Source organism: Rhodococcus sp. 06-235-1A, assembly GCF_002258785.1.
Lineage (GTDB): Bacteria > Actinomycetota > Actinomycetes > Mycobacteriales > Mycobacteriaceae > Rhodococcoides.
Genome location: NZ_NOYI01000013.1, coordinates 41,480 through 59,248 on the forward strand (window position 1 = coordinate 41,480; position 17,769 = coordinate 59,248).

General features: G+C 63.7%; 19 protein-coding genes and 1 tRNA gene. 12 read left to right on the forward strand and 8 right to left on the reverse strand.

Annotated features, from left to right (window positions below; all coding sequences use genetic code 11):
* Positions 1–135 precede the first annotated feature (135 nt).
* On the forward strand, positions 136–1,518 hold the full coding sequence (locus CH275_RS13225) for an FGGY-family carbohydrate kinase (RefSeq protein WP_256991006.1): 1,383 nt from the start codon (positions 136–138) through the stop codon (positions 1,516–1,518).
* Positions 1,519–1,593: 75 nt separating this feature from the next.
* Positions 1,594–2,958: a dipeptidase gene (locus CH275_RS13230; protein ID WP_094678831.1), complete on the forward strand. Its 1,365-nt coding sequence runs from the start codon at positions 1,594–1,596 to the stop codon at positions 2,956–2,958.
* Here CH275_RS13230 and bcp read toward each other — a convergent pair.
* Positions 2,947–3,420 (reverse strand): thioredoxin-dependent thiol peroxidase, encoded by a 474-nt coding sequence (gene bcp, locus CH275_RS13235; RefSeq protein WP_032375973.1) that lies wholly within the window; start codon positions 3,418–3,420, stop codon positions 2,947–2,949. The two genes, CH275_RS13230 and bcp, sit on opposite strands and share 12 nt — an antisense overlap.
* A 78-nt stretch (positions 3,421–3,498) precedes the next feature.
* On the opposite strand from bcp, the gene CH275_RS13240 reads away from it, so the two are divergent.
* Positions 3,499–3,720: a DUF3618 domain-containing protein gene (locus CH275_RS13240; RefSeq protein ID WP_027497653.1), complete on the forward strand. Its 222-nt coding sequence runs from the start codon at positions 3,499–3,501 to the stop codon at positions 3,718–3,720.
* A gap of 92 nt (positions 3,721–3,812) precedes the next feature.
* Positions 3,813–3,886 (forward strand) — tRNA-Lys (locus CH275_RS13245).
* 442 nt (positions 3,887–4,328) lie between these two features.
* Here the strand turns inward: CH275_RS13245 and CH275_RS13250 are convergent.
* Both CH275_RS13250 and CH275_RS13255 read right to left on the reverse strand, forming a co-directional pair.
* On the reverse strand, positions 4,329–5,009 hold the full coding sequence (locus tag CH275_RS13250; RefSeq protein ID WP_052074074.1) for a DedA family protein: 681 nt from the start codon (positions 5,007–5,009) through the stop codon (positions 4,329–4,331).
* Positions 5,006–5,806 (reverse strand): phosphatase PAP2 family protein, encoded by an 801-nt coding sequence (locus CH275_RS13255; RefSeq protein WP_143546772.1) that lies wholly within the window; start codon positions 5,804–5,806, stop codon positions 5,006–5,008. The genes CH275_RS13250 and CH275_RS13255 overlap by 4 nt, the downstream gene beginning before the upstream one ends.
* A 122-nt stretch (positions 5,807–5,928) precedes the next feature.
* Between CH275_RS13255 and CH275_RS13260 the strand changes: the two genes are divergently transcribed.
* Positions 5,929–6,600 (forward strand): response regulator transcription factor, encoded by a 672-nt coding sequence (locus tag CH275_RS13260; RefSeq protein WP_032379305.1) that lies wholly within the window; start codon positions 5,929–5,931, stop codon positions 6,598–6,600.
* A gap of 5 nt (positions 6,601–6,605) precedes the next feature.
* A complete protein-coding gene (locus tag CH275_RS13265) occupies positions 6,606–8,015 on the forward strand; it encodes a sensor histidine kinase (protein WP_094678833.1) in 1,410 nt (469 codons plus the stop codon).
* A 16-nt stretch (positions 8,016–8,031) separates the two neighbouring features.
* On the opposite strand, the gene CH275_RS13270 is transcribed toward CH275_RS13265, so the two are convergent.
* The 4 genes from CH275_RS13270 to CH275_RS13285 are packed head-to-tail and all read right to left on the reverse strand — an operon-like array spanning position 8,032 to position 10,995.
* The gene (locus CH275_RS13270; protein WP_094678835.1) at positions 8,032–8,271 is read right to left on the reverse strand and encodes a ferredoxin; all 240 of its coding nucleotides are present in this window, start codon (positions 8,269–8,271) and stop codon (positions 8,032–8,034) included.
* On the reverse strand, positions 8,268–9,479 hold the full coding sequence (locus tag CH275_RS13275) for an NADH-ubiquinone oxidoreductase-F iron-sulfur binding region domain-containing protein (protein WP_032379304.1): 1,212 nt from the start codon (positions 9,477–9,479) through the stop codon (positions 8,268–8,270). Before CH275_RS13275 ends, CH275_RS13270 begins: the two co-directional genes overlap by 4 nt.
* Positions 9,476–10,033, reverse strand: a complete 558-nt coding sequence (locus tag CH275_RS13280; RefSeq protein WP_094678837.1) for a ferric reductase-like transmembrane domain-containing protein — start codon at positions 10,031–10,033, stop codon at positions 9,476–9,478. Before CH275_RS13280 ends, CH275_RS13275 begins: the two co-directional genes overlap by 4 nt.
* Entirely contained in the window at positions 10,033–10,995 is a 963-nt protein-coding gene (locus CH275_RS13285; protein WP_094678839.1) for an FAD:protein FMN transferase, read from the reverse strand. Before CH275_RS13285 ends, CH275_RS13280 begins: the two co-directional genes overlap by 1 nt.
* Positions 10,996–11,523: 528 nt before the next feature.
* Between CH275_RS13285 and CH275_RS13295 the strand changes: the two genes are divergently transcribed.
* Both CH275_RS13295 and CH275_RS13300 read left to right on the forward strand, forming a co-directional pair.
* Complete coding sequence (locus tag CH275_RS13295; protein WP_094678841.1) at positions 11,524–12,270, forward strand: ABC transporter permease; 747 nt, start codon at positions 11,524–11,526, stop codon at positions 12,268–12,270.
* Positions 12,271–12,351: 81 nt separating this feature from the next.
* The gene (locus CH275_RS13300) at positions 12,352–13,602 is read left to right on the forward strand and encodes a COG4705 family protein (RefSeq protein ID WP_032368483.1); all 1,251 of its coding nucleotides are present in this window, start codon (positions 12,352–12,354) and stop codon (positions 13,600–13,602) included.
* A 95-nt stretch (positions 13,603–13,697) separates the two neighbouring features.
* Here CH275_RS13300 and CH275_RS13305 read toward each other — a convergent pair whose 3' ends face one another.
* Positions 13,698–14,378, reverse strand: a complete 681-nt coding sequence (locus tag CH275_RS13305) for a HemK2/MTQ2 family protein methyltransferase (RefSeq protein ID WP_094678843.1) — start codon at positions 14,376–14,378, stop codon at positions 13,698–13,700.
* Positions 14,379–15,734: 1,356 nt separating this feature from the next.
* Between CH275_RS13305 and CH275_RS13315 the strand changes: the two genes are divergently transcribed.
* The 4 genes from CH275_RS13315 (at position 15,735) to CH275_RS13330 (ending at position 17,688) form a co-directional block, all read left to right on the forward strand.
* The gene (locus tag CH275_RS13315) at positions 15,735–16,082 is read left to right on the forward strand and encodes a carboxymuconolactone decarboxylase family protein (protein WP_094679241.1); all 348 of its coding nucleotides are present in this window, start codon (positions 15,735–15,737) and stop codon (positions 16,080–16,082) included.
* Between the two features lie 46 nt (positions 16,083–16,128).
* Positions 16,129–16,530 carry a (R)-mandelonitrile lyase gene (locus CH275_RS13320; RefSeq protein ID WP_094678847.1) on the forward strand — a complete coding sequence of 134 codons (402 nt, stop codon included), beginning with the start codon at positions 16,129–16,131 and terminating at the stop codon, positions 16,528–16,530.
* Between the two features lie 130 nt (positions 16,531–16,660).
* A complete protein-coding gene (locus CH275_RS13325) occupies positions 16,661–17,119 on the forward strand; it encodes a lipocalin-like domain-containing protein (protein ID WP_032406806.1) in 459 nt (152 codons plus the stop codon).
* A complete protein-coding gene (locus CH275_RS13330) occupies positions 17,116–17,688 on the forward strand; it encodes a cyclophilin-like fold protein (RefSeq protein WP_094678849.1) in 573 nt (190 codons plus the stop codon). The genes CH275_RS13325 and CH275_RS13330 overlap by 4 nt, the downstream gene beginning before the upstream one ends.
* Positions 17,689–17,769 lie beyond the last annotated feature (81 nt).

The following is a 17,769-nucleotide window of genomic DNA, read 5'->3' on the forward strand; positions in this document are numbered from 1 at the left end:
GATCTGGACCAATTTAACCGTCAACAGGTATGGTTCAGGTAACAGAATCAAATTCCGTGCAGGGTGATCGTTATTCGGAACAACTGGATGGCGTTCATGGTCGGGAGCCTCCACCCTGAGCACAGGGAGACTGCCATGGCAACTATTGGTATAGCGATCGAATCTGGCTCGATGCAGACAATTCTCTTCGAGCCGACCTCCGGTGAGGTACTCGCCGATCGGACGACGCCACTCGACCCCGACGCGGCCACCGTAATGACCCAGGCAGTCGAGTCGATGCGCGCCGAAGCCGCGACGTTCGATACCGACGTGAACGCAGTAGGCGTGGTGTATCGGTCCGAGGCCGAGCGGGCCGAATTCGTCGCCGCGCTGGGCGACGAGGCTGTGACGTTGTGTTCGGCGTCCGAGTCGTTCCTGCGCTGGCTTGCGCAATCCGAAGAACTCGCCGACGCGAAGACTGTGCTCCTGTACTACATGGGCGACTCGGGTGTCTCCATATCACTCGCCGACGCAGTCGACGCCTCGCTTACCCCCGCGAAGACCGCCGAGCTGGATTCGATGTCGCCGGAACGCATCGGTAGCACCATCCCCCTGGCGTGGGAGGTGGTCGATCAGTCCGGCAAGAAGCCCGACGTCGTGGCTCTGTTCGGCGACTCGTCGAGCAATCGGGACCTCGTCGACATCCTGGCTCTCGGGTTGGGCGTGCCCGTGGTGCGGGTGGGGGACGCCGATCAGATCGCGGCACGTGGGGCTGCGCTGCTGGCGCTCGAGGACGTGCCCGACCAGGCGGGGGAGGCGACCGTGGCACCGGCCCTCGTGCCTGCAGAGCCGTCCTTCGACGAATCGGAGCTCGACGAATCCGCTACGTCCGAGGTGGCCGAACCGGTGTCCGACGAGTCGGCAGAGCCGAAAGAGGCTTCGGATCTCGACGCTGTCGTGGTGTCTCTCCCTGTGACCGTTGTTTCTGCGCCCGCCACGCCTCCCGCGGTGGACGCGAAGCCGTCACGGTCGGGGAGTTCCGGTCGCAGGCTCGTGTTCGCGGCTGTCCTGCTGGCCGGTGTGCTGTCGGCAGGTGTGGCAGTTGCCGCGACATTGCCGGGTGACTCCGAGTCGACCGCCGAGCAGAGCGTCGAACAACGCGATTCCGACGCCGATCTGGTCGGAGCAACACGGCACGTGGATCCGATGACGACGACCGACCCGGTTCCGTGGATAGCCGGACCGGCACCCGCCGTGGCACCGACCGAGGCGATTCCTCCGACCGTGGATCCGGCGACGGATGTCGATTCCGCACCGACAACGGAGGCGTGGGTGACGCAGGATGCGCCGCGTCAGGCCGTGGCCGCCCCGCAGCCGGTGCCTGCGCCGGCATCGACGACGGTCGACCCGCCGCAGTTCACCGTTCCGGTGGTCGTGCCCGAGCCCGGAAAGTCGCAGGAGCAGCTCGAGCAGGAGGCATGGGATCGCCACTGGCAGCACACCGGCGCGTGGATCCAACAGGAGCTCACCGGCGGTTAGACGGCGGCGAATTCGCTGTCACGAGTGATGACAGACTGGCAAGAGCCCGTCTGTCATTTCTCGTCTGGAGGATTCATGCCTGCCGATGCACAACCCGTCGACGTTCGATCCAGCATCGAAGCAGCGATGCCCCGCGCGAAAGCAGAGTTGGCCGAACTGGTTCGGTTCACATCGGTACACGATCCCCGACAGTTTCCGGTCGAGGAATGCATCGGGGCGGCGCGTTGGGTGCAGCAGGCTTTTCTGGATGCGGGAGTTCCGGACGTCCAGTTGATCGAGACGGTCGACGGCTCGCTGGCCGTTGTCGGTTCGCGTCCGGCGCCCGCAGGAGCGCCGACCGTTCTGCTCTACTCGCACTACGACGTCCAGCCTCCGGGAGATGGAAATCTCTGGGACAGTGCGTCTTTCGAGCTGACCGAACGGGACGGCCGTTGGTACGGGCGAGGATCGGCCGACTGCAAGGGCAACATCTTGATGCATCTGCTGGCGCTGCGCGCGGTGGGGGAGTCGCTCGACGTCGGCGTGCGGATCGTCTGCGAGGGTTCGGAGGAGATGGGCACGGGCGGGCTCGAAGCACTCGTCGACGAGCGGCCCGAGTTGTTCGCTGCCGATGTCGTGGTGATCGGGGACACCGGCAACACGGCGGTGGGTCTACCGACGGTCACCACCACTCTTCGTGGGATAGCCAACGTCGTCGTACATGTGGAAACGCTTGCCGGAGAAGTGCATTCCGGAATGTACGGGGGACCGGCACCCGATGCGCTCGGCGCGCTGATCCAGGTGCTGGCCACACTGCGTAACGAGCACGGTGACACCACGGTGGACGGTCTCGATGGCACGCGGACCTGGGATGGGGTGCCGTACGACGCTGAGCAGTTCAGATCCGATGCCGGGGTGCTCGACGGAGTCGCACTGGCGGGTTCGGGCACCGTGGCCGACGCCGTATGGGCGCGCCCAGCTCTGACCGTTCTCGGAATCGACTGCCCACCCGTCGTGGGCTCGGCCGCTGCAATCTCCCCTCGAGCCTCGGCACGGCTCAATTTGCGAGTTCCGCCGGGGATGGATCCCCTGCAGGCGCAGGACGCGTTGGTGGCGCATCTGGAGGCACGTACGCCGTGGAATGCGCGCGTCACCGTCGAGCGAGAAGCGATCGGTTCGCCGTTCCGGGCCAGAACGGACGGCCCGGGGTACGCGGCGTTGTCAGGTGCCTTGGAAGAGGCATTCGGACGTCCCATGGGGACGGCGGGGCAGGGCGGGTCCATTCCATTGTGCAACGCGTTGGCGGAGGCGTTGCCGGATGCCGAGATCGTGCTCATGGGCGTCGAAGAGCCCCGATGCCGGATCCACGCCCCGAACGAGAGCGTGGACCCGACGGAAATCGAGAAGATGGCCGTCGCCGAGGCGCTGTTCCTGCAGCGGCTGGCCGGTTCAGACAGCTAGGTCGCGGCGGAGCTTGGCGACGTGGCCGGTGGCGCGCACGTTGTACTGCGCCACCTCGATCTTGCCGGCCTCGTCTACGAGGAACGTGGAGCGGATGACGCCCTCGTAGACCTTGCCGTAGTTCTTCTTCTCACCGAACGCACCCCAGGCCTGCAACGTCGTCTTCTCCTCGTCGGAGAGCAGGGGGAATGTCAGCTCCTCCTTGTCGCGGAACTTGGCGAGCTTGGCCGGCTTGTCGGGGGAGATGCCGATGACCTCGAGGCCTTCGCCGTTGAGCTCGGCGAGACTGTCGCGGAAGTCGCAGGCCTGCTTGGTGCAGCCCGGGGTGCTCGCGGCGGGGTAGAAGTACACGATCACCTTCTTGCCGGCGTAGTCGGCGAGGGAGACGTCGTTGCCGTCGGCATCGGGCAGGGTGAACGCCGGAGCGGTGTCGCCCGGCTCGAGCTTGCTGTATTCGGTCACCGCACGAGAGTATCGAAATACCGCCGTGCTCTAGGCTCGAGTACGACCAAGACTATTTGCAGACAAGTTGGAGGACACGTGGCCAAGGACACCGACCGAATCGAGCGCGAGATCGAGGCCGCTCGCAATCAGCTGGCCAGCACGCTGGACGAGCTGAGCGTCCGTGCCAGCCCCAAGAACATCGTCGCCAACACCAAGCAGACGGTGGTGGCCAAGCTCAACGAGCCGGCCGTGAAGTTCACTCTGCTCGGAGTCGGCGCAGTGGTAGCAGTTCTCGTGGTTCGCAGGATCTTCAACTGACGCAACAGGTGCCTTGACCAGCCGATTTCACATCTGGCCGCATCTGCTGTTAATGTTTCTCCCGCACCGCAGAGAACACGCGGTGCGGATCGGCGCCATTAGCTCAGTTGGTTAGAGCAGCTGACTCTTAATCAGCGGGTCCGGGGTTCGAATCCCTGATGGCGCACACGAATGACCCCTTGACCAGCGGAAATGCCGGTCAAGGGGTCATCTTTTTGCCTCGACGGATCAGGTCAACTCATCACTTTGCGGGCAAAGTGATGAGTGAATCTTGGTGTGATTTCCCAGGTCGCGTGCGATGTCGCGGCGGTGGTGATGACTCGAATCGCAAGACTGTGTGTCGTGGAGTCAAGTGAGTCGGTGCCGATGCTTCCATGCCTGTTACGTGCGCATCATGCTGATTTCCGGGTTTCGGATCGTCGTCGGGGCGCGGCCACAGCGTAAGGTCATCACTTACTCATCACTTTGGGCCACCGATGCCCGGCCATGGGCCGCACTTGCGGGCTTCGGTTTGCCGGTGTGGTCAGCGGATGGAGAGGACCGACCCAGCGACCGCGGGGGAGTTTTCGGCCTGCGTCGCCTCGAAGCGTGTTCGCTGCCAGCTTCGTTCAGTGCCGGGCGGCGGAACTGGTATCGGGGTCGGGGCGGTGCCCGTGCCGAGGTGTTGTTCTGCGTGCTCTGGAACGGGAGCGCAGGTAGTTGACGGCGATCGGGAGTATCGACAGGACGACAACCCCCATGAGGATGACCTCGATGTGGTTGCGCACGAACGGGATTCCGCCGAGTAGGTAGCCGAGCATCGGTACGCCGGCACCCCAGACGATCCCTCCGATGACGTTGTAAACGAGGAACGTTCGGTATCTCATGCCCGACGCCCCCGCCATGACGGGTGCGAGTGTCCGGACGACGGGAACGAACCTGGCGAGTACGACAGTGCGGGCACCGTAGGTGTCGAAGAACGACTGCGCGCGGGCAAGCTGCGCAGGGCCGAGCCGTTTGGCACCGGGTCGGTCGAAGACAGCAGGGCCGGCGGCGCGGCCGATCAAGTAGCCGCATTGATCGCCGAGTGTGGCGGCGATCGGTGCGGACACCAGGATCACCCACAATGGAACGAACGGATCGGCCTGCGCAACGAGCACTCCGGCGGTGAAGAGCAGAGAGTCGCCAGGGAGAAAGAACCCGATCAGAAGACCCGTCTCGACGAACAAGGCGACGAGCAGCCCGATCAACCCGAATGTCGCGACGAGCGTGCTCGGGTCGAGGACGCCGCCGGTCAATCCCGATGTCACAGCGAGATCCTGTTCATCAGCAGGCGAGGTGGCGCCGCATCGGTGGTGCCGCCGGAGTCGACACGATGCAGTGCGTAACCGCCGAGGGTGACTGCGCAGGCTGCGAGGAGCGCGCCGGCGACAACGTCGGTGAGCCAGTGGACGCCGAGATACATCCGTGTGCACGCAACGGCAACGACGATCGCGACGGCGATTCCGAGGAACAGTGTCCGTACCGCCCTCGATCGCCGCGTGCCTGCGAGGAGGGCGAGCATCAGTGACAGGGCGGCGGTCCCGGTGACGTGCCCTGACGGGAAGGAGAAATCGGTTTCGAGCATCAATTGGGTCGACTGCGGCGGCCGCTCGCGTCCGACGATCAGTTTCACGATCGTGCACAACATCGACGCCGAGGCGACGGTCGCCAGCATCACCAGTGCCGGGCCGTAGTGTGTGGTTCTCCACACGATAAGCACCGCGACCACGAGGCCCAACGCGGCGGTCTCGGCGGGTCCACCCGCTGTGGTGACGGCAAGGGCCAGATCATCGAGCGCGTGCGTTCGGTGATCGACGAACCAGGCCGCGACAGGCGCGTCGGACTTGGTCAGCCATCCGTTGGTGTGGACTGCGACGGCGAGCACCACCACTGCGAAAGCGAAGCCGAGCGTGCCGAGGATCGTCGCTCCGGTCCGGTCGGATCGGATGCGGAGCATGATCCCGGCACCGAGGAGGCCAACTGCGATCACCAACCCGGCGATTTCGACGTCGGCGGTGGCGGCTTCGGTGAGCACTTCGGTGGCTGTTGCGTGAACGGCGGACATCGATGAGGAGAGGAGCACGCCGATCAGTGTGTAGAGCAGCTCCTGAAGAACCGCTGAGAGCGGCTCGTCGGTGCCTGAGTGGGTCTGTTGTACTTGCGTCACATATACGGACGGAGTTGTCGATGCGGGTTCTGGTGGTCGAGGACGAAGTGCGTCTGGCGGAGATGGTCCGCCGCGGTTTGGTAGCCGATGGGTTCACCGTGGAGGTCGAGCACGACGGTGACAACGGGTTCCACAGTGCCGCGAGCGGGGAGTTCGACGTTCTTGTTCTCGATATCATGCTGCCGGGCAGACATGGGTACGACATCGTGCGCGATCTCCGCGCGCAGGGCGTGTGGACGCCGATTCTGATGCTCTCGGCCAAGGACGGTGAATACGATCTGGCCGACGCGTTCGATCTCGGCGCGGACGACTATCTGGTCAAACCGTTTTCCTTCGTGGTCTTGGTTGCTCGCCTACGCGCCCTGGTCCGACGGGGCGCTCCCGAACGCCCTTCCGTGCTCGCAGCCGGCGATCTCGAGTTGGATCCCGCACGTCACCGTGTCACCAGGGGCGGAACGGAACTGGCGCTGACCCCGCGTGAGTACAGCGTGCTCGAATTCCTGATGCGGCGCAGCGGCGTCGTGGTCACCAAGTCCGAGATCGTCCGGTCGGTGTGGGACGTCAACTACGACGGGGACGAGAACATCGTCGAGGTCTACATCGGGTATCTCCGGAAGAAGGTCGATCAGCCTTTCGGGCGCAAGAGCATCGAGACGATCCGCGGGGTCGGATACCGGCTGGCAGGAGACTGAGCGCCATGAGAGCTATCGGTACCTCCGTGGACACTTTGCGGCCACGATCGTGGACGGTGCGGGTGCGATCCGCGGTCGCCTCGACCGTGGTCCTGGCCGTGTGCCTGATCGCGGCGGGTGGCGCATTGATCGGTATCCTCTACAGCTCACTCGAATCCTCCGCTCGCACGGCCGCTGACACCCGGGCCGTACAGGTCAGCGAGCAACTCGAGACCGATCGTCCCGCGCAAATCGACGAGTCGTCATTGGCAACAGACGGCCAGATCGGCATAGTGCAGGTCGTCGACGGGAGCGGGGCGGTAACGGCCTCCTCGCGGGCGGATGGCGGACGTCCATTGTCCACGGTCGAGGTCGCACCCTCGACCACTAGGGATCTCGGACGCATCGAACAGGCCGAAGACGGTGACTTCTGGGTCACAGCTCGCGGCGCGGAGACGGCGGCCGGGCCGGTGACGGTACTGGTCGGGGCCGACCGTGAGCCAGTGGAAAAAGTGGTGTCCACAGTCGCGATTCTGCTCGCCATCGTCGGTCCGGTAGTGGTCGCTTTGGTCGCGCTGGCGACATACCGTCTCGTCGGTGCGGCGTTGAGCCCCGTCGAACGCATACGCACCCGCGTCGCCTCGATCTCGAACAAAGATCTGGGAGAACGTATCCCGGTGCCACAATCCCGCGACGAGATCGCGCGACTCGCAGTGACGATGAATCGGATGCTCGAGCGGCTCCAGGCCGGACAACGCGCGCAACAACGATTCGTCAGCGATGCCTCCCACGAGCTTCGTAGCCCGCTGTCAACCATTACTGCCGCTCTCGAGCTCGCCGCAGCAAGGCCGGAGCTGATCGATGCCTCGCTGATCGACGAATCGTTGTTGCCCGAAGCGCGTCGGATGCGCCGGCTGATCGAAGACCTTCTCCTGCTTGCTCGTTCGGACGAGAAGCAATCACCGCTCGGCGCGGTCGACGTCGACCTCGACGATGTGCTGTACGGGGAAGGCAAACGGATCGACGCAATGACGGATCTGACTGTGGGAACGTCGATCGTTCCGGTCCGGGTAACCGGAGATCAACCCGCGTTGGCGAGAATGGTGCGCAACGTTGTCGACAATGCTGTTCGGCACGCCGTCACTCGAATCGAATTGTCCTGCACACCGTCCGGAGGGTCCGCCGTCATCGTGATCGATGACGACGGCCCGGGGATCCCCGAACAACAGCGTGAACGAGTCTTCGATCGGTTCGTACGGTTGGATGCATCCCGCACACGCGACGAAGGCGGTGCCGGTCTCGGATTGGCCATCGTCGCCGGCACCGCCGCCGCCCACACAGGCTCGGTGACGGTTTCCCGTTCCCCGCTCGGAGGAGCACGCTTCGAGATCAGAATTCCGACGCATCAGCCCAGCGGATCGAAGGAACTCACCTGATATCGCCGAGATGGCTCTACGATCTCGTTCGGTCCGGTGAGTGCAACGCCAATGCCATCCGCGGACACAGGTCGACGGCCTTGAGCGCATTACCCAGAGATCTCGAGGGGACGGTCGGATCAGGAGTTGCAGACAGCGGATATCCCCACTCGTCGCGGGACAGGATCTCGGGGAGCAGTTCGGTGCACAGGCCCCGGCCGTCGCAGCGCGTCCAGTCGATGTGAAGCCTGGACTCTGAAGTTCTGTCGAGTTTCACCAGGTTCTCCGCAGTCGCGCTGTTGCCTCGCAGTGGCCGGTGCTGTGCATGCGCACGTCGTCGGCGAATGCGGTCAAGGCCGACAGGACGAGCCGTACGGTTCCGTCGGGATGGTGGCATGCACCGCGCCCGTCGACGAGTCCGGCATAGCGGCGGATCTCGTGGATCGTCTGTTCACCGGGACGGTGGTAGGCGAGGTCGGCGAATTCCGACGCCAGCCGGGGAAGCCCGTTCAGGCAGGGCCCGCATTGCCCAGCGCTTTCCCGTGCAAGGTAGTCGACTATGTCGGCCGTGGCACGAAGACCGCAGGTGTCGACTGCCAGCGCGTGTACCACCCCCGCTCCCGGACTAGCGCCTATCGCGGCGAGAGATTCTCTCGAGAGGCGTCGCCCTGCGAGGTCCGCTCGGTTGATCCAGGTTCCGTGATAACCGCCGACCAGCACGGCGCGAGTGTTGTCCATGTCCGCTCGTCCGATATCGCCGACAACCCACTCGAGTGGGCTTCCGATCGGTACCTCGACAACGCCGGGGTTGTTCACTGCGCCGGACAACGTCACGAGCATCGTTCCAGGTTCGCTCGTAGTTCCTGACGATCGGAACCAGTCGACGCCGAATCGCGCAACGGTGGCGACGTGCGCGAGAGTTTCGACATTGTGCACGAGAGTCGGACGTCCCTTCATTCCCGATTTCGACGACGATGCCAGTGAGGACCGCGGAATCGGTGGCTTGCCCTCGACCGCCGCGATCAGAGCCGTCTTCTCCCCGGAGACGAAGCGTCCGGCGGACACGACGACGTGGACGTCGGTGCGATCCCAACCACTGTGTCGCCGTTCGGTGATGGCGCTGCGCAACCGGTCGGTATTCGGGGCCGGTACGACAAGGAATGCGTCGGTCGCACCCACTGCTTCCGCGGCGATCGCCAGGCCGTCGAGAACGAGGTGTGGTGAATCGGATAGTAGGACAGCGTCTTTGCTGCTCATCGGTTCCCCCTCGGATCCGTTCGCAATCACTACGGGTCGGCGACCGGTGATGGCGGCCATCTTCGCCCCGGTAGAAAAACCTGCGCCACCGCGCCCGGCCAGGCCGGAACGTGAGATAGCCGTGATGACCGAATCGTCGCCGGCAGGCACCGGCCCGAACGTGTGCGCATGTCGGTCGAGGTCGAACCCGGCACCGGACAAAATGTGAGTGAGGCTGGAGGTCGTCATTGCTGTGCTCCTGCTCTGGAGTGGTGGAATTCGAGAAAATCGTGGCGGAGCCGGAACGTCGTCGCTGCCGTCACCAGTACCGCGCACCCTGCAGCAATGGAAAGGAACCATGCGTGTCCGACGTCCGTTCCGTTCCCCAGGGCGTGAGCGAGGGCAATCGGCCACAAGGCATACGCCGACCAGTGAACGACCCGAAATGTTCTGTGCCCCAATCGGTGCCTCAGCAGAGCAGTGGCGACGACAACGATGATCAGATCTACGGTGAGGGTGCCGAGCCCGAGCCAGAACGGCCGGTAGCGCCCGAGAAACGGGACCACTGAGTCGACGACGTTCAGCTGTGCGTAGGGATCGAAAAGCAGTGCACCCACATGAATCACGATGAGCAGCGACCCCAGTAGAGATGTGTTCTTGTGGAGTTCCACGACGCCGAATCGTGGCAACGTAAGAATCGGTCGCCCCGATCGCGTCACCGTTCCCGATGCCATGGAGAGGGTGAGTATCAACAACGCCGCGATGCCGGTTCCCCGTCCGAGTGCCCACAGTGCTTGATCCATCAGTCCTCCTCGGTGTTCGGATGTCCACTGTGGGAACTCTTCTCGAGCCATCCGGGTGTCACTGTCGTGTCACCGTCGGCATCGATCATTCGCGCGGGAAGGCCGATGTCTCTCAACCATCGCACGGCGGCCGAACCTTTCACGACGGCGGCGGTACTGGCCGTGTTGGCCAGAAAACAGCTCTGTGCGGCGACAGTGACTGTGCGCCAGTGTGGTTCGACGGGGACCAAGAGCTGCGGATCGAGGATGTGATGTGCAGTCTTTCCGCCTTTCGACCATCGCCTCCGCTGGGTGCTCGACGTGGCAACTCCGACGCCGGACCCGATGGTGACGTTCGTCGAAGGTTGGTTGTCACCGTCGGCCACTCGAATCTGCCATCCCGTGCTCGGCGGCGGACCGCTCGTCGAGATGTCACCTCCGATAGACACGAGAACTCCGCAGCCCAGTTCGGACGCGACGAGTGCGGCACAGCGGTCGGCTGCCAGCGCTTTCGCGGTCGCTCCCAGATCGAGAACAACACCCTCCGGAACCGTGAGCATGCCGTCGTGCAGGGTCACCATTGTCCAGTCGGCGCGGCGTACGACGGAGACGGTTGCGGAGTAACCCCCGGTGGGTGGTTCGAGCAGTGAGAAGTCCCTGTCGTAACCCAGGTCGATCATCGCTGAGCCGAGCGTCGGGTCCACTGCACCGTCGGTGATGTCGGCTGCGTGCAGCGACGCGAGCACGAGGTCGGCGAGTACGGCACTGACGGGGGCGGGTCGGACATGTGATCCCGTCAGGTTCATGATTTCGGAATCGGGCCGGAACCTGCTGCATGCGTGGTCGACCGCGTCGAGTTCGCTGCGCACCAGCGACTCCGCGGCCTCGAGCGACCTCGGGTCGGTCACGACAAGATGAACGTCGGTGCTCCACATCTGCCAGCGGGACTCGGCTATCGAGTTCTTCTCGGCGACGACAGTCATGAGCCGTGGGTCGTGCTGTGTGGTGTTCCGGATCCCGATGAGACGCGCGGCGAGGTACCGAACGGGTTCGGGGACGAGGTGGTCCCATTGTCCGACTGCGTTGTCGAAGTCGTTTCCGAGACGCTCGCTGCGTTGGCTGTATCGGTGTTCTGAGTATCGAGGAATGCCAGTGCCGAGGTTCCGATCACGACGGCGACCCCGACTCCTGCCACTGCCGCAGTAGCGATACGTGCTCTGCGGAAGCCGGATTCCGGTGTAATCATGTGAGGCCTTTCCGAGGTCTGCCCGCGTGGTCGAGGGGCTCGAGATCCAGAGTGTGGGAGCTTCCTGGGACGACGCTGTTCGTTCGCTGCAACTCGGGTGCGAACGTCCAGAGAACACCCTGCGTGACCACGTGTTGTTCGGCGTACGTCGACCGCTGGATGGACATGGCTTCATGGTGCCCACCGGCCGCTGAAGAAGCGCTGAGAGTGGTTCTGTCCTCGACCTGGTCTGAGACTGATGCAGGCCACGCCACATACTCGACCGGTGAGTTCTTCCTTGGCCCAGCCTGGTCTGCCGCTCGTGGTTCTCTGTTGCGTGATGGTGACGCTCGCTGCGGTCATCTATCGGGTCTCGTCGATCGGTCGAATGATCACCGCTCCGGCTGCTGCTCTGCGCGGCTTCGTTCAATTGGCGGCGATTTCGTTGATTCTCGCTGCGGCGCTCGAGCATCTGTGGTCGTCGTTGCTGGTGCTGCTGGTGATGTTCGGGGCTGCGGCGTTCACGTCGATTCGGCGTTCGGAGTCGGGGAGGTCCGGTATCTGGCTCGTGGTTCCCCTGGCGGTGGGTGTCGGGATCGTGGTCCCGTTGTGCTTGCTCACCGGTGTCGTTCCGGCGCAGGGCATCTCGATTGTGCCGGTCGGCGGAATCATCCTGGGCGGGACGATGACCGCAACATCACTGTCCGCGCGCCGCGCACTGGCCGCGTTGACCGACAGGCACGGAGAAGTGGAGGCGGCACTGAGCCTCGGAATGACCGAACGTGATGCGCGCGTGGAGGTGGTGCGGCCCACCGCGAACGACGCGCTGCTGCCGGGCCTGGATCAGACACGGACGGTGGGGTTGGTGACGTTGCCGGGTGCGTTCGTGGGCGTGTTGCTGGCCAGTGGTTCGGCCTTGCAGGCGGGGGCTGTACAGATTTTGGTGCTCGCCGGGTTGTTGCTTGCGCAGACCATCGCCGTCGCGCTGACCGTGGAACTGGTCGCGCGGGGATCGGTTCGCCGGGGGCCGTAGACGCGTGGTTCGGCGAGGTCGGCATCCACGGTGGGTGATCCTCAGCGGACCTTCAGCAACACGTGGGTACGGTCCCGGTTCATGAGCGATGTCACCGATTCCGAGCATCTGACGGTTCACCACCGGGCGCTGAGCAAGGTCCCCGAAATCACGGTCTGGTTCTGGGTCGTGAAGATCCTGTGCACCACAGTGGGGGAGAGTGTCGCGGACTGGGTGAACATGACCCTCGGTGTCGGACTGACCGCGACGGCGGGATTGTTCACCGCGATTCTCGTTGCGGTGCTTGCGGTTCAGATCTTGCTGTCGAAGTACGTGCCTGCCGTGTACTGGCTGACGGTGGTGGTGCTCAGTGTCACGGGAACGCTGTACACCGACATCCTCACCGACAGTCGCGGTGTTCCGTTGGCGGTGAGTATGTCGGTGTTCGCCGCGTTGTTGGCGGTGGTGTTCGGGGTGTGGTTCGTGCGGGAGCGGACCCTGTCGATTCACAGCATCGTCACTGTGCCCCGAGAGCTGTTCTACTGGTTGGCGATTCTGGTGACGTTCGCGCTCGGGACCGCGGCGGGCGATTGGACGCTGAGTATCACCGGGTGGGGCCCGGGCACGTCGGTACTTCTGCCCGCCGGCTTGATCGTGGCGGTCGTCGCCGGTTGGCGGCTCGGCGCGAACGCGGTGTTGGCGTTCTGGTTGGCCTATATCCTCACCCGTCCGCTGGGGGCGAATCTCGGTGACTGGTTCGCCCAACCGGCCACTGAGCACGGTCTCGGGCTGGGCACATTCGTCACCAGTGTGGTGTTCCTGGTCGCGATCCTGGCTACGGTGCTGTATCTGACGCGAACGAAACGAGACGTGATCGGGAACCACCGTGTCGAGCCCGAACCGGTCGCCACAGACGCGCGCCGTGAGCGCGCGATGCTGGTCTATTTCGCGGCAGTCGCGGTTGCCACGGCGGGGCTTCTGTCGTGGGCGTCTGCGCAGCCACATACAGCGCCGGTAAGTGAGGCGGAGGGTTCGGGGGCTGCGATCACCGATCTCGCGCCGGGGGAGGCGATCGCGAAGTTCCCGCCGCAGCAGGTCACCGAGCTCCGCGCGATCGTCGACGACACTGCCTGGGCAGTTCGGTCCGGTCAGCAGGACGAGGCGAAAACTGCTGCGAAGAAGCTCGAAACCACCTGGGACGACGATCAACCCGCGTTGCAGCCGCTCGACGCTGCGGGGTGGACAGCGCTCGACTCGCGTATCGACGTAGTGCTCACCGCAATCCGGTCGAGCACCCCCGACCCTGGCGCGGAGACCGCTGCACTGACGGACCTCGCCGCCGCCCTGCAGTGACGAGACCACTCGCTCTGGTGCTCAGGGCCGGTTGCCCGTCGACAGCGGCGGCGACGGACGTCGCAGGGTGAGTCATGTTCGCTCGAGGGGACGAATTAGGTACCAATGTTTTTCTGGGCCAATATCACTGCCAACTCTTCGATCTGGCATCCTGGCACGATGAGGCCGTTGGCCTCCAGCCACGCGGCGCGCGCTAGCAAGACCGGTCCGAATCCGATGGTTTGCCTGGCCACGATCGATGCTGTCAAGCCTCCTTCCTCCATCATCGCAAGCGACTTCGGAACGTCAGCGTGTTCGGAATGGACCAGTAGGAGGAACCCGTTGTCGGACAGTAGGTCTGGAGCCGCACGACACAGTGGATCCAGGAACGCTCGCCCGTCCACCCCTGCATCCCACGCCACCGAGGGGTCTTCGGTGGGTGGTAGGTGCGCACTCGGTACATACGGGGGATTGCACAGTACGACGTCGTAGGGGCCGTGTGTCAGTGCGACGGAGAGGTCGCCCTGACGCGCTTCGATATCGAGGCCGAGTCGCCGCGCGGCAGCCCTCGTCGATTCGACGGCTGCCGGTGAGATGTCCACTGCCAGTACTCGATGAGCCCCGAGCGTCGCGGCCGTCAGGGCTTGAATTCCAGACCCCGTACACAGGTCCAGTACCCGTGAGTTGTTCGGAATGCCGCGGGCAAACACGGCTTCGGCAAGCATGTGCGAGTCGTGCTGCGGTTTGTACACCGTCCCGTGTCCGAGTAGGAGCGGGTCTGACGCTGTGGACTTCATGGTGGATCCCCCCTTCGAGCCGACGGCGACAGTGTCGTGGGGTTATGCAGCTACTCCCGTCGATTGGCCCCTGCCCGCGGCAAATGCGCGCATCGACGTTTACCGCCACCTTCATACTACCGGGCGTGTAGTAGTTGGTGTCGCCTCCAGGAGAGGGTGATCTATCGCCCGCAGCTCATGCAGCTGACTCGGTCTCTTTGCTATCGGCACTATGTCGCGTCGCAAATGTGCGAGTTATCGGTCCGTGCGGTTCAGTAGGTAGTCCCGAAGTACGTAGTTTCAGAAGGTTCCGAACTCATCACTTTGAAACATGGTGGAGTCGAATATCCACGGCGGTCCGTTTAGACGGTGCAAGATCTTGCGGGACGTCAGTGGACTGGGAGCGGGTTGCTGAAGGTCATCTTTTACTCATAACTTTGGGTCGAACTCGCATGAACACAGACGGACACAGGTGGTCACTCGATTCGCCGAACACCCAGCTCAACGGGCCGATGATGGACGTGACTGCATCCACTTGAATTGTCATCTCTTGTACAGCGGGTCCGGGGTTCGAATCCCTGATGGCGCACACCAAGTGCCCCTGAACAGCGTAATCGCTGTTCAGGGGCATTTTTTGTGGTCCGGGTACGTGTAGGCGACCGCAAGCTTCGAGACAATGGACAACTCCCTGACCTGCGGGTTCTCAAGCGCGTAAGGCGTTTCGGAGACTTGACTCATAATCGCGAATACAGGGAGTCAAGTTCCGGCAGCCATGCCGCTGACCTTCGAATTGTCTGCCGGGTCGCGCCGCCGGGTAGCCGATGGACATCTGTGGATGCTCCAGTCATCACTTACTCATCTTTTTGACCGCTCAGAACCGAACGTGGCCAGCATTCGTAGGCATTCCGTGGCAGGTGCTCGAGCAGTATCGGCACTGGGACGACGGACGAGCGCGAGAAGATATGGGTAATTCCTGCGGTGTCGAGACGGTTCTGGTGTTCGGTGGTGCCCACCTCGAGAGGTTCGAGGGTGTTGTTCAGTCCGCAGTCACCCCGTGGAAACGATGGCTGCACCGCTCGGCCGTCTACTCGATGACCTACATGTCGACAGGTGCCGCCGCGAGAACCGACGCAAGGCAGTGGGCATCGAAGATCGAGCGGCGAGGTAGCTGCCGACGTCCGGGGGCAGTGCCCAGGTCAGGGGCAGGTCCTGAGCCCAGCGAGGCCGACCGCCGGGATCGAATCGTTCGTATCGGCAAGAGGTGCCCTGCTGGTGCACCCCTCGACAGTGACTCCCCGGCACAGGGTTTTGGCGATTGACTGGTCGATGTGAGTCGCGCTGGGCGCGAGCGATCCGATGCGAGAAGAGGACTGTGTGATGACCGATCAACCCAGGCAGGTAGGAGGTGGGCGGTCGATGTTCGGAGATTTCGCTCCGAAGCTCGCTGAGCTCACCGACGACGTCCTTTTCGCGGATGTGTGGAACAGGCCCCAGCTCGCCGCCCGTGACAGGAGTCTGGTCACCGTGGCCGTACTCGCGGCGGGAGGCGACACCGCGCAGCTCGAGTTCCACCTCGGCCGCGCGATCGAGAACGGCGTGACGCAGAGCGAATTGATCGAGACGTTGACGCACGTGACGCTGTACGCGGGCTGGCCCAAGGGTATGGCGGCAATGGGCCTGGCCAAGAAGCTCTTCGGTGGGAATGGCAGCTCGAACGCGTCCTGAGGTTCAGCCCCTCTTGGGTAGGTATACGACAGAAAGTAGGCCATCGATGAACATCGAATCCGCAGTTCCCACCACCAAGAACCCCGCCGAGCAATTCGCCGGCGATGTGTGGCTGGACCCGATCGCGATGCCGCACGAAGCGAATCAGACGATGGTCGTTGCGACCGTTCGATTTGCACCCGGCGCTCGCACGGCCTGGCATTCACACGAGAACGGACAATACCTGCGTGTCACGCAGGGAATCGCGCGATTCGGAAGCCGCGACGGCACGATCATCGAGGTTCACTCAGGCCAGACCCTCTACACCCCTCCCGGCGAAGAGCATTGGCACGCAGCAGCTCCCGGCGTGTACATGGAGCACATCGCGATGCTTCAGAACGGTGAGGATCCGTCCACCACGACGACGTGGGCCGAGCACATCACCGATGAGCAGTACGAGGGCCGCTGATCGCAGCGGGCTCCGACGATCGAATCGGTCTCGTCCAGGACGGGAGGGTTCCCCGACATGGGATCCCACTGTCCGGTTCGTCCGAACACCTCATATCTAATCCAACCGGAAACGCAAAGAGGTAAGCACGGTGAAGAAACTCTTGATCTCCGGGGTCGCAGCAGTCGGACTGTTGATCACGACCGCCGCCTGCTCGCAAGCATCGGACCAGGCAGGTAGTGACGGTCTGACCGGCGAGTGGCGGATGACCTCGCTCGAGGTCGGAACAGAGGGCGATCTGACGCCCACACCGTATTCAGGGCAGGTCATCTTCACGGACGAGACGATGTCGGTACAGGCGATGAACCCGGACACGTCCGCACCGGACACCCCCTTGACGGTCCAGGGATACGAGGCGTACTTCGGTGACCTCACCACCAACGCTGATGCCGGAACCCTCACCGTCACAGTGGAATCAGCGGCAGCGCGGGACCTGATCGGGCAGACGTTCGAGCGAAACTACGAGGTCGACGGTGACACCCTGGTGCTGACACCGAGCGATCCCGCCGAGGGGTTTCGGGTGACCTACGAACGACAGTCCGCGTCGTGACGGCATCGGCCGTGCGAAGCCGAGTCCTTTCCGGTCTGGTCGCGGCGTCCTCGGTTCTCGCGCTGGCGGCCTGTTCCGCCGGAACCGCCTCGGAGTCGACGGCTGAAAGGTCCAGCTCCACCAGCGCGAGCGTCATGATCCCGAATGTCACCAGTGCAAGTGTCCCCGCCACGGTCGACGCTGCGAACGAGCAGGTCGAGAACGGAGAAGCCATGCAGATTGACATCCAGGTCGGTGAACGGATCGTCGTCGGAACGTTGAACGACACCGCGGCCAGCCGTGACCTCGCGGCCCAACTCCCGCTGACGCTGAATCTCTCCGACCACGGTTCGGTCGAGAAGACTGGGCGGCTGCCGGCAGAGTTGTCGACCGACGGAGCGCCGGGCAGTGCAGACCCGAACCCGGGAGACATCGGCTACTACGCACCGGGTAACGACTTCGTCCTCTACTACGGTGATCAAAGCGAGTTCCCAGGCATCGTCATTCTTGGCAGCATGGACCGAACAGGTTCGGACACTGTCGGTTCCATCGACGGCGATGTGACGGTGACCGTTTCCCGTTCGGAGTAGCTCACTGTGCAATCGGCACATATATTCCAACGACCAGACGGCTCCGTCGGCCAGATGGGATATGACGCGTCGGGCCTGGTC

Coding starts and splice junctions, on each gene's coding strand:
- CH275_RS13315 (WP_094679241.1), top strand. CDS start 15,735: ATGACCGATCAACCCAGGCAGGTAGGAGGTGGGCGGTCGATGTTCGGA.
- CH275_RS13265 (WP_094678833.1), top strand. CDS start 6,606: ATGAGAGCTATCGGTACCTCCGTGGACACTTTGCGGCCACGATCGTGG.
- CH275_RS13260 (WP_032379305.1), top strand. CDS start 5,929: ATGCGGGTTCTGGTGGTCGAGGACGAAGTGCGTCTGGCGGAGATGGTC.
- CH275_RS13285 (WP_094678839.1), bottom strand. CDS start 10,995: ATGACTGTCGTCGCCGAGAAGAACTCGATAGCCGAGTCCCGCTGGCAG.
- CH275_RS13275 (WP_032379304.1), bottom strand. CDS start 9,479: ATGACGACCTCCAGCCTCACTCACATTTTGTCCGGTGCCGGGTTCGAC.
- CH275_RS13300 (WP_032368483.1), top strand. CDS start 12,352: ATGAGCGATGTCACCGATTCCGAGCATCTGACGGTTCACCACCGGGCG.
- CH275_RS13320 (WP_094678847.1), top strand. CDS start 16,129: ATGAACATCGAATCCGCAGTTCCCACCACCAAGAACCCCGCCGAGCAA.
- CH275_RS13230 (WP_094678831.1), top strand. CDS start 1,594: ATGCCTGCCGATGCACAACCCGTCGACGTTCGATCCAGCATCGAAGCA.
- CH275_RS13225 (WP_256991006.1), top strand. CDS start 136: ATGGCAACTATTGGTATAGCGATCGAATCTGGCTCGATGCAGACAATT.
- CH275_RS13305 (WP_094678843.1), bottom strand. CDS start 14,378: ATGAAGTCCACAGCGTCAGACCCGCTCCTACTCGGACACGGGACGGTG.
- CH275_RS13280 (WP_094678837.1), bottom strand. CDS start 10,033: ATGGATCAAGCACTGTGGGCACTCGGACGGGGAACCGGCATCGCGGCG.
- CH275_RS13255 (WP_143546772.1), bottom strand. CDS start 5,806: ATGTCCGCCGTTCACGCAACAGCCACCGAAGTGCTCACCGAAGCCGCC.